Consider the following 15,574-nt stretch of genomic DNA (forward strand, 5'->3'; position numbering starts at 1 on the left):
AACCATAAAAACGATACCAATTTTTTAAGTTGAGTCATGATGAGCAAAAAAAACACAACAAACTTTGAGCAATTTGAATCTGTAAAGCATGATGAACTGGACCTGTTGGACATTTTTTTCCAGTTATGGAAAGGTAAATGGATCATCATTGCACTGATAGTTGTTAGCCTTATTGGCGCGGGGATATACCTTGCTTCAGTTAAATCTAAATGGACGTCAACAGCCATCCTGACGCAACCTGATATCGGCCAGATGGCCTATTACAGTGGTGTTTTGAATCAAGTCTATGCACTGAATGACGTTGATAACAATGGTAATAACACTCAGAGCACACCAGGACAATTTTCTCCGGATATGCTCCAGAAAAACCTGTTTAATCGCTTTAGTGCTTCGCTTGCCGCATCAAACTTAGTCGATATTAAAGTCGTAGACAAATCCCTCAACTATCCCCTGAGCATCTCACTAACGGCCGATTCCGCCAATCACGCGCAAGAGCAGCTTTCAAGCTACATTCAGCAGGTCAATACCTCTTTGATGAATGATTATCTCGCTGAAATCAAAACTAACCTTATTGCAAAGCAAAGCGAACTGACCGCATCGCTGGAAGCGCAGAAAAAAATCGCGGAGCAGCGTAATGCGCATCGTATTGAGGTTATTCGCTATGCGTTGAAAATTGCTGAAGATTCCAATATTTCCAGTTCTCAACTGACTCAGGCTGAGAACCTTTCGGATGATACGTTATATCTGCTGGGTACCCATGCGCTAAGTGCGATGATTGCTAATGAGGCCAACAAGCCTGCCGTACTGGATAAACAGTATTTCGATACACAAACCCAGCTCCTGGCACTCTCACAGTTGAAGCCTGACGCTGAAAAGTTACAACCCTTCACGTACATCACTCAACCCGACTTACCTGCGGCACCTGTCAATCCTAGAAAATCGTTAGTGCTGTTGCTGGCCGCCATTTTGGGCGCGATTGCAGGTTCAGCGATTGTTATCGGGCGTAATGTGGTCGCTGATTATCGTTTGAGGATGAGAGCAAAATAGGGTGCAGGCCGGGCATAACCCGGCCTGATAATGAGAGGGGCTTACTTATGACGCTGACGCAGGTTCTCAATCACCGTTGACAGGTTCAGATCCTGGTCCTGTAGCAGAACCAGCAGATGATAGACCAAATCAGAGGCTTCATTGGTCAGCTCATGACGGTCGTTGACGGTGGCAGCCAGTGCCACTTCCACGCCTTCCTCACCGACTTTCTGTGCAATGCGCTTAGTGCCGCTGGCGTACAGGCTTGCAGTATAGGAACTTTTTGGGTCAGCGTGTTTACGCTCGGCCAGGACCTGCTCCAGTTGATAGAGGAAAGTCCAGTCTGTCGCTGCGGGCGAGAAACAGCTTGTCGTGCCACGATGGCAGGTTGGGCCGACCGGGTGGACCAGCACCAGCAGCGTATCGTTATCGCAGTCTGGCGTGATGCTGACCACATTCAGAAAGTGCTCCGAGGATTCGCCTTTCGTCCACAGGCGCTGTTTGGTGCGTGACCAGAAGGTCACTTTGCCAATCTCCAGCGTCTTCGCCAGTGCTTCCTGATTCATATACCCATGCATCAGCACTTCACCAGACACCGCGTGCTGGACGATAGCGGGCATCATGCCGTCGGTTTTCACCCAGTCAAGCTGGGACAGTTGTTGTTCTGTTAACACGCGCGAATCTCCACACCTTTTTCAATCAGATAACTTTTCAGCTCACCGATATTAATAATCTGTTTATGGAACACCGATGCCGCCAGTGCGCCATCAACGTCAGCATCGCGGAAGGCTTCATGGAAATGCTCCATGGTGCCCGCGCCGCCGGAAGCAATCAGCGGTACTTTACAGCGTGCGCGTACTTTTTGCAGTTGTACCAGGTCGTAACCATTGCGCACGCCATCCTGGTTCATCATGTTCAGCACAATCTCACCCGCACCACGCTTCTGCACTTCTTCCACCCAGTCGAGGGTTTCCCACGTGGTGACTTTGGTCCGGCTTTCATCGCCGGTGTACTGATTCACATGGTACTTGCCGCTTTCGCTGTCAAACCAGGTATCGATGCCCACCACAATGCACTGCACGCCAAAGCGATCGGCCAGGCGGGTGATAAGGGAAGGATCGGCAAGCGCCGGGGAATTAATCGAAATCTTATCCGCGCCGAACGAGAGCAGCAGGGCGGCATCTTCAACCGACTTAATGCCCCCAGCCACGCAGAAAGGAATATCAATCACTTCTGCCACGCGTGAGATCCAGCTTTTATCCACCACACGGCCATCACTGGATGCGGTGATATCATAAAACACCAGTTCGTCGGCCCCTTCCTGCGCATAGCGCTGCGCCAGCGGCACGATATCGCCGATGATTTCGTGGTTGCGGAACTGCACGCCTTTCACGACCTGGCCGTCACGTACGTCCAGGCAAGGGATTATCCGTTTTGCCAGCATGAAATAGCCTCCGATGCGGTGAATTTATCTTCCAGCAGAGCGCGACCTACGATCACGCCCCGAGCGCCACAGCCGCGCAGGGCAGCAATATCGTCCAGAGAGCCGATGCCACCGGAGGACTGGAAAGCAATGCTCGGGTAGCGGGCAGACACTTCGCGATACAGTTCAACGTTAGAGCCACTGAGTGTGCCATCGCGTGAAATATCCGTGCACAGCACGTGTTTCAGGCCGAACGGCAAAAACTGCTCAATCACTTCTTCCAGCGTGATGCCGCTGGCTTCCTGCCAGCCGCTGATCGCCACTTCTTTACGGTTACTGGCATCAATGCGTACGTCCAGCGCCAGCACAATCGCTTCCGCGCCGTATTGTTTAAACCACTGCTGCACTTCTTCCGGCTGTTTCACCGCCGTAGATCCCACCACTACGCGTGTGGCACCCGCCTTTAACAGCGCGTCCACATCCTCTTTAGTGCGGATACCGCCGCCCACCTGGACCGGGACGGTGACGCCTGCCAGCAGTTTGGTCAGCAGGGGGATCTGACGTGCGGCCGGATCTTTTGCCCCGGTCAGATCGACCAGATGCAGCACCTGCGCACCCTGTGCTTCATAATCCTGTAAGCGCGGCAGCGGGTCGCTGCCGTAGTCGCGTTGCTGGCCGTAATCGCCCTGATGCAGACGCACCACCTTGCCATCAATTAAATCTAATGCCGGGATAATCATGCCGGTTACATCTCCAGGAAGTTTTTCAGCAGCTGCGCGCCAGCGGCACCGGAACGCTCCGGGTGGAACTGCACGCCAAAGAAATTATCTTTCTGCACGGCGGCGGTAAAGGCTTCGCCATAATTGCACTGGGCAATGGTGTATTCATTGACCGGCATGGCGTAGCCGTGCACGAAGTAGAAATAGGCACCGTCTTCAATACCGCGAAACAGGTGGTTACCCGCTTGCGAGGTGATTTGATTCCATCCCATATGTGGCAGCGGCAGGCCGTGATCTTTCATGCGCTGCACAGGCTGGTCGATGATATTCAGCGTGGGTACGCCGCCGCTCTCGTCGCTACCGCTGCCCAGCAGTTGCATACCGAGGCAGATACCCAGTACCGGTTGGGTACAGGCTTTAATCAGCGCGATCAGTTCGCGTTCACGCAGCTGATCCATCGCGGCCTGGGCGGTGCCCACGCCGGGCAGAAACAGTTTGTCGGCGTTCAGCACGATATCCGCTTCTTTACTGACTACCGGATCATAGCCAAGACGCTGTACCGCCCACTTAACGGAGGACAGGTTGGCGCAGCCGGTATCGAGGATCACCACATCCATCACAGCACTCCTTTCGAACTTGGCAGGGTATTTCCCTCCACGCGGATCGCCTGACGCAGCGTGCGGCCGAAGGCTTTAAACAAGCTTTCAACGCGGTGATGGTCATTTTTGCCTTTGGTGCGCAGGTGCAGGGTGCTGGCCATGGTGTAAGAGAGTGAGCTGAAGAAGTGTTCCACCATCTCGGTGCTCAGATCGCCAACGCGCTGATAGCTGAACTCCGCTTTATATTCGAGGTGCGGACGACCGGAGATATCCAGTGCGCAGCGTGCCAGGCATTCGTCCATTGGCAGCACGAAACCGAAACGACCGATGCCACGTTTGTCACCCAGCGCTTTCAGCAGGGCTTCACCCAGCGCCAGCCCGGTATCTTCCACGGTGTGGTGATCGTCAATATAGAGATCGCCTTTCACGTCGATGTTCATGCGGAAGCCGCCGTGGGTAGAGATCTGATCGAGCATATGGTCAAAGAAACCCACGCCGGTATTAATTTTGCTGTCGCCTTCGCGATCCAGCCACACTTCGACTTTAATCTGCGTCTCTTTGGTGTTGCGTTGCACCAGCGCATAACGGTCACGCTTCGTCAGCTGCTGTTCAATCGCGTTCCAGTTCAGGTCTTTGCTGTACAGCAGACCGGTGATGCCCATGTTCTGCGCCAGCTGCACGTCAGTTGCGCGGTCACCAATCACATAGCTGTTGGCGATATCCAGTGCGCCTTCCGCCAGCCAGGCTTCCACCATTTTTGTTTTTGGCTTACGGCAGTCGCAGTGATCTTCCGGCTTATGTGGGCAAATCAGAATGTCGCTAAAGTTCACGCCCTGCGAACGGAGGATTTGCATCATCAGATTATGCGGACCGTCGAAATCGTCCTGCGGGAAGCTGCTGGTCCCCAGGCCATCCTGATTGGTGATCATCACCAGCTGATAGCCCGCTTTCTGTAACGACAGCAGGGCAGGGATGACGTCAGGCTCGAAGGCCAGTTTATCCATGCGGTCTACCTGAAAATCTTCTGGCGGCTCAGAAATGAGGGTGCCATCGCGATCGATAAAAAGGACTTTCTGACTCATGCTTGCTCCTGAGATACGGATGAACCGGGTAATAATGTTAGTGCGGCCACTGCGCGTTCACACTCTTCGCGGGTGCCAATAGAGATGCGCAGACAGCCCGCCAGACCAGGCTGTTTGTTCTGATCGCGCAAAATAATGCCCTGATCCCACAAGGTCTTAAATACCTGACTTGAGGCGGAGAAGCGCGCCAGAATATAGTTGGTATCGCTCTCAAACACCTGCTCAACGCAGTCTAACGTACGCAGATCGGCAATCAGCTTTTCCCGGGTGGCGACCAGCTCGCTCACATGCTGGCGCATCAGTGCAATGCCCTGCTCGCTCAGTGCCTGACCCGCAATATCCGCCACAGGCGTAGAGAGCGGGTAAGGGGCGATCACTTTCATCAGCAGCGCAATGACATCGGCGTTGGCGAGAGTGAAACCACAGCGCAGCCCTGCCAGCGCAAACGCTTTAGACAGCGTACGCAGCACCACCAGGTGCGGGTAATCCTTCAGCCAGCCAGCGAGTGAGGCTGAAGGGCAGAACTCAATATAGGCTTCGTCGGCGACGACCAGCGCTTTGCCACGCGTCATCTCCAGCAGCTGGCGAATATCGTCCGGGTTGATCAGATTTCCGGTCGGGTTGTTCGGGCTGCACACATACACCAGCTTTACATTGTCTAACTGGCCAGCAATGGCGGGCAAGTTCAGTTGCCAGTCTTCGCGTGCTTCTACCGTACGGTATTCAATACCGATGGTTTCAGCGCTGACGCTGTACATACCGTAGGTCGGCGGGCAGAACAACACGGCATCTTTGCCCGGTTCACAGAAGGCGCGCATTAACAGTTCGATGCCTTCATCGGCACCGCGGCTTACCAGCACCTGCTCCGGCGTCAGTCCCGCATAGGCCGCGTAACGCTCAATTACTAACTTAGGCTGACATTCCGGGTAGCGATTCAGGGTCTGCTGGCTGAGCTCAAACGGCACCGCCAGCGGGTATTCATTGGCGTTCAGCCAGACATCACCGTTGCCCCCCAGACGGCGTGCCGACTGGTAGGGCGTCAGGGCGCGCACATTAGCACGGGCCAGATCTTCAATCTTGCTGCTCATGGCTTCTCCTTCAGTGCGGCTACGCGCAGGGTCACGGCATTTTTGTGGGCAGTCAGTTGCTCGGCAGCGGCGAGAGTTTCAATGGTGGCCGCCAGCCCCATAAAGCCCTGCTTTGTCAGTTCCTGCACGGTCATACGCTTCTGGAAATCCGCCAGCCCCAGGCTGGAGCAGGTAGCGGTATAACCGTAGGTTGGCAGGACGTGGTTGGTTCCCGAGGCATAGTCACCGGCGGATTCCGGTGACCAGTCACCGAGAAACACGGAGCCGGCACTGGTGATGCTGTCGACCAGGTCGCGTGCCTGGCGTGTCTGAATGATCAGGTGCTCAGGCCCGTAACGGTTGCTGACTTCAACGCACTGTTGCAGATCGCGCATCACAATCAGGCGACTGCTTTCCAGGGCTTTTGCGGCCGTGGCCGCACGAGGCAGTTCAGCGAGCTGGCGTTCAACGGCTTCGGCGACCGCCACGGCCATGGTTTGCGAAGGCGTCAGCAGGATCACCTGCGAATCCGGGCCGTGTTCCGCCTGTGACAGCAGATCAGAGGCCACGAAGTCCGGCGTGGCCCCTTCATCGGCAATCACCAGCACTTCAGACGGGCCAGCAGGCATATCAATCGCCGCGCCGTCCATGCGCTGGCTCACCTGACGTTTGGCCTCGGTGACATACGCATTGCCTGGACCAAAAATTTTATCCACCTTAGGCACGGATTCTGTCCCGAAGGCGAGGGCGGCAATCGCCTGCGCCCCGCCAACCTGGAACACTTCCTGCACGCCACACAGCCGTGCAGCATAAAGGATTTCATCGGCAATCGGTGGTGGAGAGCAGAGCACCACTCGGCCACAGCCTGCGATACGCGCCGGGGTAGCCAGCATCAGTACCGTGGAGAACAGCGGAGCCGTGCCACCCGGAATATAGAGGCCGACTGACGCTATCGGGCGCGTGACCTGCTGGCAGCGCACGCCGGGTTGTGTTTCGATATCCACCGGCGGCAGCTGCTGCGCCTGATGGAAGGTATCAATATTGGCGACCGCAACAGCCATCGCCTGCTTGATCTCATCACCCAATCGCGCACAGGCATCGGTGATCTGCTGTTCGCTGACGCGCAGTGCATCAACCTGAGTTTTATCGAAGGTGGCGCTGTAATAACGCAACGCATCGTCACCTTCACTCGAAACCTTGTCGAGAATGCCGCGCACGGTGGCACTGATGCTGTCAGAGGCGCCAAGCGCCGGGCGAAGCAGCAGGGCCTGCTGCTGTTTGGCACTGCAATCCTGCCAGGCAATGGGGGTCATCAGGGTCGCCATCGAATTACTCCATCATCTTCTCAATGGGCAGTACCAGAATGGAACTGGCACCCAGGGCTTTCAGTTTTTCCATCGTTTCCCAGAACAGGGTTTCAGTGCTGACCATGTGCATCGCTACGCGGCTCTTATCACCGGCCAGCGGCAGCAGGGTTGGGCGCTCAGCACCCGGTAGCAGGGCGATGATATCGTCCAGGCGTTCGCTCGGTGCGTGCAGCATGATGTATTTGGATTCACGCGCCTGAATCACACCCTGGATACGGGTCATCAGTTTGTCGATCAGCTCCTGTTTGGCGGCAGGCATCTCGCCATCGCGCTGGATCAGGCAGGCTTTAGAGCGGTAGATCACTTCCACTTCACGCAGGCCGTTGGCTTCCAGCGTGGCGCCGGTCGAGACCAGGTCGCAGATCGCATCGGCCAGGCCGGCGCGCGGGGCGACTTCGACGGAACCGTTCAGCAGGCAGGATTTGAAGTTGACGCCCTGCTTGTCCAGGTACTTTTTCAGCAAGTGCGGATAAGAGGTGGCAATGCGGGTGTTTTGTAAACACTGTGGACCGGTATATTCGTCATCAACGGACATCGCCAGTGACAGGCGACAGCCACCGAAGTCGAGGCGGCGCAGCGTGAAGTAACGGGGATCTTCGCCCTGAGCACGGCGGGTCAGCAGCTCTTCCTCCAGCACGTTCTCACCGATAATCCCCAGATCGACCACGCCATCCATCACCAGGCCCGGAATATCGTCATCGCGCACCCGCAGAATATCAATCGGCATGTTTTCGGCGAAGGCGATCAGGCGCTGCTGCTGGAGGTTGATTTTAATACCGCAGCGCGCGAGCAATTCGCGTGATTCATCGCTTAAACGGCCAGATTTCTGCATAGCTATGCGTAAACGGGTGTTATCTAACATGGGTTCTTATCCTTTTCCTGTCTGTATGGTGTATCCGCGTTCTTCTGATCTCAGGGCATAAAAAAAGCCCCCGGAAGGCGATCTTCCGGGGGCTGAGTTTGCGTTCTGCACCACTGGAAGATCCTGATCGTCTTCCAGCACACATCGCCTGAAAGACTAGTCAGGGTGATGGTGATGATGGTGATTGAACTGAACGCGTGTCATAAAATTCTCTTGGATGAATGGATATTCATTACGTGACAAATAACCTAACGAGAATGGACGCGTGGCGCAACACTTTTTTGTAAATGTTGAAAAATTCTCTTATCAACTGTCGGTTGTCACTGACTGAGCGCTGGCGTAGCCTGATAAGATAGCGGTCTGCACGATCGGCATTAACAACAGGAGTTGAGGGATGAAACGAGTCGCAATTGTCGGCCTGGGATGGTTAGGTATGCCACTGGCCATGTCGCTGGCGGGCGCGGGCTGGCAGGTCACCGGCACCAAAACCACGCCTGATGGCGTTAATGCTGCGCGAGGAAGCGGCATTGACTGTTATCTTCTTGAATTGACACCGGAACTGAACTGCGATGCAGACGATCTTGAGGCGCTACTCAGCGTGGATGCGCTGGTGGTGACACTACCGGCCAGCCGGACGGCGGCCGGGGGCGAAAATTATCTGCTGTCTGTACAGCAACTGGTAGACAGTGCGCTGGCGTTTAACGTGCCACGGATTATCTTTACCAGTTCAACCTCGGTTTACGGCGATCATAGCGGTATCACTAAAGAGAGCAGCGAGCTGGACCCGGTCAGCGTGGCCGGACAGACGCTACAGACGCTGGAGAACTGGCTGCATAATCTGCCGAACACCTCAGTGGATATCTTACGTCTTGCCGGACTGGTTGGCCCACATCGCCATCCCGGACGTTTTCTCGCCGGAAAAACCGATATCGCCAATGGTAACCAGGGGGTCAACCTTGTGCACCTGGACGATGTGATTGCGGCGATTAGCCTGCTGTTGCAGACGCCGAAAGGCGGGCATATCTATAATCTCAGTGCCCCGCAGCACCCGGCGCGTAATCAGTTTTATCCGCAGGTTGCGCGGCAGTTAGGGCTGACGCCGCCAACCTTCCAGGCGGACCATGATAAAAACAGTGGCAAGCTGATCGATGGCAGTAAAATCTGTCGCGAGCTGGGGTTCGAGTACCGTTATCCCGATCCTGCCAGGATGCCATTGTCATAATCAACAAGGGGTTGTCGCAGTGGGGGACCCTTTTTCCGGTCGCCCCGTGCTGATGCCCGGCCCGGTTACACGCCCAGTCGGTCTCGTAATGCATACCACGCCGCACCAATGGCGGTTAACGGCACGCGAAGGCGACGACCGCCAGGGAAGGGCAGGTGCGGTAGTCGGGCAAACGCATCGAAGCGCTCGGCATCTCCGCGCATTGCCTCAGCAATTAACTTTCCAGCCAGATGGGTGCAGGTCACCCCGTGTCCGCTGTCACCCTGCATGTAGTAAACGCCGTTCTCCAGGCGCCCAAACTGTGGCATCCGTGACAGGGTCAGCAGGAAATTACCGCTCCACGCATAGTCAAACTTCACGCCAGCCAGCTGCGGGAAGGTCTTCAGTAGTTTCGGGCGGATAAGAGCATCGATATCACCTGGATCGCGCGCCCCGTAGATCACGCCGCCCCCGTACAACAGGCGGTTATCCGCTGTCAGGCGGAAGTAATCCAGCAGATAGTTACAGTCCTCCACGCAGCGATGGTTGGGCAGCAGCGACAGGGCCTGATCCGCGGACAGGGGTTCGGTGGCAATAATTTGCGAACCACAGGGCAGGCTTTTTTTCGCCAGCCGCGGTTCAAGATGCGGCGCGAGATAGGCATTACCGGCAAAGATGACAAAACGTGCGCTGACCTCACCGCGCCCGGTACGCACCCGATGCGGGGTGCCATATTGTACGGCGGTCACGGCAGAGTTTTCATAAATACGCCCGCCGTGGCGGCGGATGGCCTCGGCCTCACCCAACGCCAGATTCAGCGGGTGAATATGGCCGCCACGTTTATCCAGCAGCCCGCCGACATAGCGTTCAGTGCCCACTTCTCGTCGGATGCCACTCTGGTCCAGCAGTTCGACGTCGTGATTGCCATAGCGCTGCCATAGCTGGTGTTGCGATGTCAGATGCTGCATCTGGCGGTTATTCAACGCGGCGAAAATACTGCCCGGACGATAATCACAGCGAATCGCATAGCGATCGATGCGATCGCGAATGATCGTTGCTCCTTCAAACATCATGCTGCCGAGCAGACGTGCCGTCTCTTTGCCGTAACGCTGTTCAATAACATCAACATCACGGCTGTAAGAGTTAACCACCTGGCCGCCATTGCGCCCGCTGGCACCGAAGCCCACCCGGGCCGCCTCCAGCAGTACGACATCGTAGCCCGCCTCGGTAAGGAACAGAGCAGACGACAGCCCGGTAAAGCCCCCGCCAATGATGCAGACATCGCACTGGATATCCCCTTCCAGCACTGGCCAGGGATCGTGTGGGTTTGTGGTGGCGGCATAATAGCTGTTGATATGTTCCATACCTTCTCCCTTAATCACTGGCTCAGAGGCGACCGGAAACAGCATCGCCTCTGGCCGTCAGAATGTGGCCGGAGTATGTGCACTGATAATACGGCAGGGCCGCGTGGATGAATTGGTAAAGCTGTGCGGTTTGCCGGTATCGATCACATAGCTCTGCCCGGCGTGAAGTGCGTAGTGCTGGCCGCTGATCGTCAGGATGATTTCGCCTTCCAGCAGCGTGCCAGTCTCTTCTCCCTGATGGCGGATTTTTTCGCCGGTGGTGGCACCGGGTTCGTAGGTTTCCAGCAGCATTGCCAGCGTACGCTGAGGATTGCCGTTGTGGATCAGACGCAGCGATACGCCCTGACTGCCGATATCGATCAGCTCATGGGCATCGATCACCACCTTTGGCGGTTCATCCTGCACTTTTTCGGCAAAAAACTCGGACAGCGACAGGCCGTATACCTTGAGAAGTTTTTGCAGCGTGCTGACGGCCGGGCTGACTTTATCCTGTTCAATCGTACTGATGGCGCTGTGCGTCAGCCCGGAAAGCTCCGCCACGCGACGCTGGGACAATCCCATCTGTTGCCGGATTTCGGATAAACGCCGTCCGGGCGCCAGCGTGATTTCACTCATTGCTGTGCGTCCTTTTTTGATGCCACGCAGGCGGCGAGGAAGCCCTCAAACAGCTGACGTGAAAGCGCCGAGCTGTCGCTGTGCCATTCAGGATGCCACTGCACCGCCAGGGCAAACAGGTGCTGGCGATGGCTGACAGCCTCGATCAGCCCGTCTCCGGCACGCGCCTCAATGCGCAAGGCATCACCCGGCGAACGAATACCCTGCTGGTGCAGGGAGTTGACCCAAAATTTTTCACAATGATTCACCAGCGGTGCCAGCAAGCCTCCCGGTTCCACCCAGACTTCATGCGCCGGGGCATATTGCTGGTCCAGTGACAGTTCCTCGTCCTCACGATGCTCCTGAAGGCCCTCAACCTGATGTAACCGACGGTGCAGCGTACCGCCGGTGGCCACCACCAGCTCCTGTAAGCCGCGACAAATCGCCAGCAACGGCATCTGGTGGTCCAGCGCATAGCGGATCAGGGCAAAGGAGAGCGTATCGCGGCCGGGATCGGCGAGAACTTCTTTGCCGCTCTCGCCGTAGTGGTGGGGTTCAATATTGCTGGGGCTGCCGGTCAGCAGAATGCCATCCAGAACGGCCATTGCATTCTCTAACCGCTGAGGAGCGGCCATCAGTCCGTGGGGCAGGGCGAGCGGGATACCGCCTTGAGAGAAGATGGCATCGAGGTATTTGTTATGCACCATCTGCGTCGGGTGGCCGCCAATATCGGTTTGGCACATCACCACGCCAATCAACGGCTTGTCAAAAATAATGCCCATCAATCCCTCCTCATGCTGGTCAATATATCAACCATTCGAGCCAGAAATGGCCGAAAACTGTGCAATATATTTTCAATCTAGCAATCAGGTGCTTAATATTCAAACGCAATAAGCGCAAATATAAAGCGGATAGTTACATTTGCACACTTTTTGTGTTGGCGCTATGTTAAGAGGGTGGCTGTTATTTTGAGCAGTATTCAACAACCTGAAAAGGTGATGCGATGACCAATATTGTCGAAGTTGAAGACTTCACGCGGCACAGTGAAGAAAAACGAACCAGCGCGTTCCAGAATGAAGTGAAAGCTTATCTGGAACGCCATCCTGAAACGCAGTATGCCGATATTCTTCTTAATGATTTAAATGGGGTGTTTCGCGGTAAACGTATCCCCATCGCCAGTCTGACAAAACTTGATAAGGGTTGCTACTTCCCGGCATCGGTCTTCGCCATGGATATTCTGGGCAATACCGTTGAAGAGGCTGGACTCGGCCAGGCGCTGGGCGAACCCGATAACCTTTGCATGCCGGTTGAAGGCACCTTAACCCCCTCTGCGGCGGACCCGCACCATCTGGCACAGGTTCTGCTGACTATGTGTAATCAAGATGGCACTCCCTTTGACGTTGAACCCCGAAACGTACTCAATCACCTCTGGCAGCGACTGCGCAATCGAGGTTTGTTTCCGGTGGTAGCGGTAGAGCTGGAGTTCTATCTGGTCGACAAGCAGCGTGATGCGGAAGGCGATATTCAGCCACCGTGTGCGCCGGGCAGCGACGAACGCAGCATGCAGAGCCAGGTCTATTCTGTCGATAATCTTGACCATTTCTCAGCGGTACTGGGTGATATCGATTCCCTGGCGCATTTACAAGGGATACCGGCTGACGGTGCGCTGGCGGAAGCGTCACCGGGGCAGTTTGAAATCAACTTGCATCACACCCGCCATGTGCTCAATGCCTGCGATCATGCTGTACAGCTAAAACGCCTGGTGCGCCAGGTTGCCGAGCAGCACGGGATGAATGCCACCTTTATGGCAAAACCTTACGAGGCCTATGCGGGCAGTGGCATGCACGTGCATATCAGCATGCTGGATGCGGCCGATCATAATGCTTTTGCCAATGACGATGGCAGCGATTCGCCGCTGCTGAAGCGCGCGCTGGCGGGCATGATTGACCTGATGCCTGCATCAATGGCGCTGCTGGCCCCAAATGTGAACGCTTATCGCCGTTTTCTGCCGGAGGCGTTCGTTCCGCTTCAGGCATCGTGGGGCCATAACAACCGCACCGTGGCCCTGCGCATCCCCTGTGGCGATCAGCAAAACCATCGCGTGGAATATCGTGTCGCCGGGGCGGACGCTAATCCTTATCTGGTGATGGCGGCCATTCTGGCAGGCATATTACATGGGCTGGACAATCAATTACCTTTACCTCCTGCGGTCAAAGGTAACGGACACGAAGCGGAAGGGAACCCGCTGCCGATCCGCCAAAGCGATGCGCTGAATGCCTTTGAGCAAAGCCATCAGATACAGGCATTACTGGGCACGCGTTTTGGTTTTGTCTGGCATCAGTGTAAGCACCATGAACTGATGCAGTTTGAACGGTTGATCACCACCACGGAGATTGACTGGATGCTGAAAAATGCCTGAAAATCCCTGTACCGGGTGTGACTGTCACGCCCGGCTTACTCTCTTTGTTTCAATAAATTGTAACTGAAACTCTTAGGGGCTTGTCATTGCGCCTTACTTTGGTGCAGAATGTGCGCCCTGCAAAATGATACCTGTAAACCGACGCTTAATTTCCTGGCGGCGGTATTTTTTTATCTGTCGGTCAGCAGGCAACACAACTTTCGCATTTTAAAGAGGCCGGTCCAGAACCGGATAGATATTCGCTTTTAAATACACTTTGACGTGTTTTATTGAGGAAACAAACATGGGGCTTCACCATCTTACTCCAGCGTCTGCTGGGATCCGTCAGCGCGATGACTACGGCGCCACAGCAGGTGATACCTTCACGCCTGCCTGTTCTTCCCAGTATCCTCTTTCGAAAAGCTATCGCACGATGCATAGCTCCCCTGTGGTTCAACCCAGAACGGTTGATGCTGTGGGGAGGCTAAATCATGTCGTTTGATACGCTCAATTCAGCCGCCCAGCCGCGTGCAAAACTGAAAAAAACGCTGACGTTACTGCCTGTTGTGATGATGGGTCTGGCTTATATGCAGCCAATGACTTTATTTGATACGTTTGGCATTGTTTCTGGCCTGACAGATGGCCACGTCGCGACCGCGTACGCCTTTGCGCTGATTGCTATTCTGTTTACCGCACTGAGCTACGGCCAGTTGGTTCGTCGTTTCCCGTCTGCGGGATCGGCCTATACCTATGCGCAGAAAGCGATCAGCCCGCACGTCGGCTTTATGGTCGGCTGGTCTTCGCTACTTGATTATCTGTTTATGCCGATGATCAATATCCTGCTGGCGAAAATATACTGGGAAGCACTGGTCCCTGGCATTCCATCGTGGATCTTTGTGATCTTGCTGGTGGGCTTTATGACTCTCTCCAACCTCAAAGGTATTAAAACCGTTGCCAACTTTAACAGTGTAATTGTTGTGCTGCAGGTAGTGGTGATGGTGGCGATCATGGCGATGGTTGTCTGGGGTGTGGCGCACGGTGAAGGCGCAGGCACGCTGGTCAGCAGCAAACCGTTCTGGTCAGAAAATGCCAATGTGGTGCCGATGATCACTGGCGCGACGATACTCTGTTTCTCCTTCCTTGGTTTTGACGGTATCAGTTCACTGTCGGAAGAGACCAAAGATGCAGAGCGCGTTATCCCGAAAGCGATCTTCCTCACCGCACTGATTGGCGGCGTCATCTTTATTGTGGTGTCCTATTTCCTGCAGTTGTATTTCCCGGATATCTCGCGCTTTAAAGATCCGGACGCATCACAGCCGGAAATTATGCTGTATGTGGCAGGTAAAGCCTTCCAGTTCGGTATCCTGATCTTCTCCTGCGTGACGGTACTGGCTTCTGGTATGGCGGCGCATGCGGGCGTGTCACGTCTGATGTATGTGATGGGCCGTGATGGGGTATTCCCGGTACGTTTCTTCGGTTATATCCATCCGAAATGGCGTACGCCAGCACTGAACGTGCTGCTGGTCGGGGTGATCGCACTCTCCTCAATCACCTTCGATCTGGTGACGGCAACGGCGCTGATTAACTTTGGTGCGCTGGTGGCGTTTACCTTCGTTAACCTGTCGGTGATTTCTCAGTTCTGGATCCGTGAGAAGCGTAACAAGACCTTGAAAGATAACTTCAAGTTCCTTGTGCTGCCGCTGATGGGTGCACTGACAGTGGGTGCACTGTGGGTGAATCTGGAAGAGAGCTCCATGGTGCTGGGCCTGGTCTGGGCCGCGATTGGTCTGCTGTATCTGGCCTTTGTCACCCGCAGCTTCCGTAATCCGGTGCCACAGTGCAGTGAAGATTTGATGTAAACCCTCGTGGGTG

16 protein-coding genes and 1 other annotated feature are annotated in these 15,574 nt (G+C 55.2%); of the genes, 4 read left to right on the forward strand and 12 right to left on the reverse strand.

The genetic code is table 11. The annotated features are described in order from the left end of the window. The first annotated feature begins 36 nt into the window (after nt 1-36). Nucleotides 37-1,047, forward strand: coding sequence for a Wzz/FepE/Etk N-terminal domain-containing protein (locus HHI26_RS11870; protein ID WP_171149138.1), 1,011 nt, complete (start codon nt 37-39; stop codon nt 1,045-1,047). A 41-nt stretch (nt 1,048-1,088) separates the two neighbouring features. Here HHI26_RS11870 and hisIE read toward each other — a convergent pair whose 3' ends face one another. The 9 genes from hisIE to hisL form a co-directional block, all read right to left on the reverse strand. Continuing rightward, nucleotides 1,089-1,700 carry a bifunctional phosphoribosyl-AMP cyclohydrolase/phosphoribosyl-ATP diphosphatase HisIE gene (hisIE, locus tag HHI26_RS11875; RefSeq protein ID WP_159336340.1) on the reverse strand — a complete coding sequence of 204 codons (612 nt, stop codon included), beginning with the start codon at nt 1,698-1,700 and terminating at the stop codon, nt 1,089-1,091. Continuing rightward, nucleotides 1,694-2,470, reverse strand: coding sequence for an imidazole glycerol phosphate synthase subunit HisF (gene hisF, locus HHI26_RS11880; RefSeq protein ID WP_133841551.1), 777 nt, complete (start codon nt 2,468-2,470; stop codon nt 1,694-1,696). Before hisF ends, hisIE begins: the two co-directional genes overlap by 7 nt. Continuing rightward, a complete protein-coding gene (hisA, locus tag HHI26_RS11885) occupies nt 2,452-3,189 on the reverse strand; it encodes a 1-(5-phosphoribosyl)-5-[(5-phosphoribosylamino)methylideneamino]imidazole-4-carboxamide isomerase (protein ID WP_159336341.1) in 738 nt (245 codons plus the stop codon). Before hisA ends, hisF begins: the two co-directional genes overlap by 19 nt. A 5-nt stretch (nt 3,190-3,194) precedes the next feature. After that, on the reverse strand, nt 3,195-3,785 hold the full coding sequence (gene hisH / locus HHI26_RS11890; RefSeq protein WP_133841553.1) for an imidazole glycerol phosphate synthase subunit HisH: 591 nt from the start codon (nt 3,783-3,785) through the stop codon (nt 3,195-3,197). After that, on the reverse strand, nt 3,785-4,849 hold the full coding sequence (gene hisB, locus HHI26_RS11895) for a bifunctional histidinol-phosphatase/imidazoleglycerol-phosphate dehydratase HisB (RefSeq protein WP_133841554.1): 1,065 nt from the start codon (nt 4,847-4,849) through the stop codon (nt 3,785-3,787). Before hisB ends, hisH begins: the two co-directional genes overlap by 1 nt. After that, nucleotides 4,846-5,937 carry a histidinol-phosphate transaminase gene (gene hisC, locus HHI26_RS11900; RefSeq protein WP_133841555.1) on the reverse strand — a complete coding sequence of 364 codons (1,092 nt, stop codon included), beginning with the start codon at nt 5,935-5,937 and terminating at the stop codon, nt 4,846-4,848. The genes hisB and hisC overlap by 4 nt, the downstream gene beginning before the upstream one ends. Next, complete coding sequence (gene hisD, locus HHI26_RS11905; RefSeq protein ID WP_171149139.1) at nt 5,934-7,241, reverse strand: histidinol dehydrogenase; 1,308 nt, start codon at nt 7,239-7,241, stop codon at nt 5,934-5,936. The genes hisC and hisD overlap by 4 nt, the downstream gene beginning before the upstream one ends. Before the next feature lie 4 nt (nt 7,242-7,245). Beyond that, nucleotides 7,246-8,145, reverse strand: coding sequence for an ATP phosphoribosyltransferase (gene hisG / locus HHI26_RS11910; protein WP_133841557.1), 900 nt, complete (start codon nt 8,143-8,145; stop codon nt 7,246-7,248). Between the two features lie 62 nt (nt 8,146-8,207). After that, nucleotides 8,208-8,326: a sequence feature (His leader region), on the reverse strand. Then, nucleotides 8,302-8,349, reverse strand: coding sequence for a his operon leader peptide (gene hisL / locus HHI26_RS11915; RefSeq protein WP_100396937.1), 48 nt, complete (start codon nt 8,347-8,349; stop codon nt 8,302-8,304). Its footprint overlaps the feature before it by 25 nt. Nucleotides 8,350-8,539: 190 nt before the next feature. Here hisL and HHI26_RS11920 point away from each other — a divergent pair, with 190 nt between their 5' ends. Beyond that, nucleotides 8,540-9,367, forward strand: a complete 828-nt coding sequence (locus HHI26_RS11920) for an SDR family oxidoreductase (RefSeq protein ID WP_171149140.1) — start codon at nt 8,540-8,542, stop codon at nt 9,365-9,367. Between the two features lie 65 nt (nt 9,368-9,432). On the opposite strand, the gene HHI26_RS11925 is transcribed toward HHI26_RS11920, so the two are convergent. Genes HHI26_RS11925 through puuD form a run of 3 tightly spaced genes read right to left on the reverse strand, consistent with a single transcriptional unit; the run spans nt 9,433 to nt 12,086 of the window. Then, nucleotides 9,433-10,710 (reverse strand): FAD-binding oxidoreductase, encoded by a 1,278-nt coding sequence (locus HHI26_RS11925; protein ID WP_133841559.1) that lies wholly within the window; start codon nt 10,708-10,710, stop codon nt 9,433-9,435. A gap of 57 nt (nt 10,711-10,767) precedes the next feature. Further along, nucleotides 10,768-11,325: an HTH-type transcriptional regulator PuuR gene (puuR, locus tag HHI26_RS11930; protein ID WP_171149141.1), complete on the reverse strand. Its 558-nt coding sequence runs from the start codon at nt 11,323-11,325 to the stop codon at nt 10,768-10,770. Beyond that, on the reverse strand, nt 11,322-12,086 hold the full coding sequence (gene puuD, locus HHI26_RS11935) for a gamma-glutamyl-gamma-aminobutyrate hydrolase (protein WP_133841561.1): 765 nt from the start codon (nt 12,084-12,086) through the stop codon (nt 11,322-11,324). Before puuD ends, puuR begins: the two co-directional genes overlap by 4 nt. A 221-nt stretch (nt 12,087-12,307) precedes the next feature. On the opposite strand from puuD, the gene HHI26_RS11940 reads away from it, so the two are divergent. Together HHI26_RS11940 and HHI26_RS11945 are read left to right on the forward strand one after the other, a co-directional pair. Next, nucleotides 12,308-13,723: a glutamine synthetase family protein gene (locus HHI26_RS11940; protein ID WP_167863655.1), complete on the forward strand. Its 1,416-nt coding sequence runs from the start codon at nt 12,308-12,310 to the stop codon at nt 13,721-13,723. A gap of 470 nt (nt 13,724-14,193) precedes the next feature. Continuing rightward, nucleotides 14,194-15,561 carry an APC family permease gene (locus tag HHI26_RS11945; RefSeq protein WP_133841564.1) on the forward strand — a complete coding sequence of 456 codons (1,368 nt, stop codon included), beginning with the start codon at nt 14,194-14,196 and terminating at the stop codon, nt 15,559-15,561. Nucleotides 15,562-15,574 lie beyond the last annotated feature (13 nt).

Source organism: Erwinia sp. JH02 (assembly GCF_013074405.1).
GTDB classification, from domain to species: domain Bacteria; phylum Pseudomonadota; class Gammaproteobacteria; order Enterobacterales; family Enterobacteriaceae; genus Erwinia; species Erwinia rhapontici.

Bases quoted from the DNA above. Each gene is read 5' to 3' on its own strand.
- HHI26_RS11870 (WP_171149138.1), top strand. From the start codon at position 37: ATGATGAGCAAAAAAAACACAACAAACTTTGAGCAATTTGAATCTGTA.
- hisF (WP_133841551.1), bottom strand. From the start codon at position 2,470: ATGCTGGCAAAACGGATAATCCCTTGCCTGGACGTACGTGACGGCCAG.
- hisA (WP_159336341.1), bottom strand. From the start codon at position 3,189: ATGATTATCCCGGCATTAGATTTAATTGATGGCAAGGTGGTGCGTCTG.
- hisH (WP_133841553.1), bottom strand. From the start codon at position 3,785: ATGGATGTGGTGATCCTCGATACCGGCTGCGCCAACCTGTCCTCCGTT.
- hisB (WP_133841554.1), bottom strand. From the start codon at position 4,849: ATGAGTCAGAAAGTCCTTTTTATCGATCGCGATGGCACCCTCATTTCT.
- hisC (WP_133841555.1), bottom strand. From the start codon at position 5,937: ATGAGCAGCAAGATTGAAGATCTGGCCCGTGCTAATGTGCGCGCCCTG.
- hisD (WP_171149139.1), bottom strand. From the start codon at position 7,241: ATGGCGACCCTGATGACCCCCATTGCCTGGCAGGATTGCAGTGCCAAA.
- hisG (WP_133841557.1), bottom strand. From the start codon at position 8,145: ATGTTAGATAACACCCGTTTACGCATAGCTATGCAGAAATCTGGCCGT.
- HHI26_RS11920 (WP_171149140.1), top strand. From the start codon at position 8,540: ATGAAACGAGTCGCAATTGTCGGCCTGGGATGGTTAGGTATGCCACTG.
- HHI26_RS11925 (WP_133841559.1), bottom strand. From the start codon at position 10,710: ATGGAACATATCAACAGCTATTATGCCGCCACCACAAACCCACACGAT.
- puuR (WP_171149141.1), bottom strand. From the start codon at position 11,325: ATGAGTGAAATCACGCTGGCGCCCGGACGGCGTTTATCCGAAATCCGG.
- puuD (WP_133841561.1), bottom strand. From the start codon at position 12,086: ATGGGCATTATTTTTGACAAGCCGTTGATTGGCGTGGTGATGTGCCAA.
- HHI26_RS11940 (WP_167863655.1), top strand. From the start codon at position 12,308: ATGACCAATATTGTCGAAGTTGAAGACTTCACGCGGCACAGTGAAGAA.
- HHI26_RS11945 (WP_133841564.1), top strand. From the start codon at position 14,194: ATGTCGTTTGATACGCTCAATTCAGCCGCCCAGCCGCGTGCAAAACTG.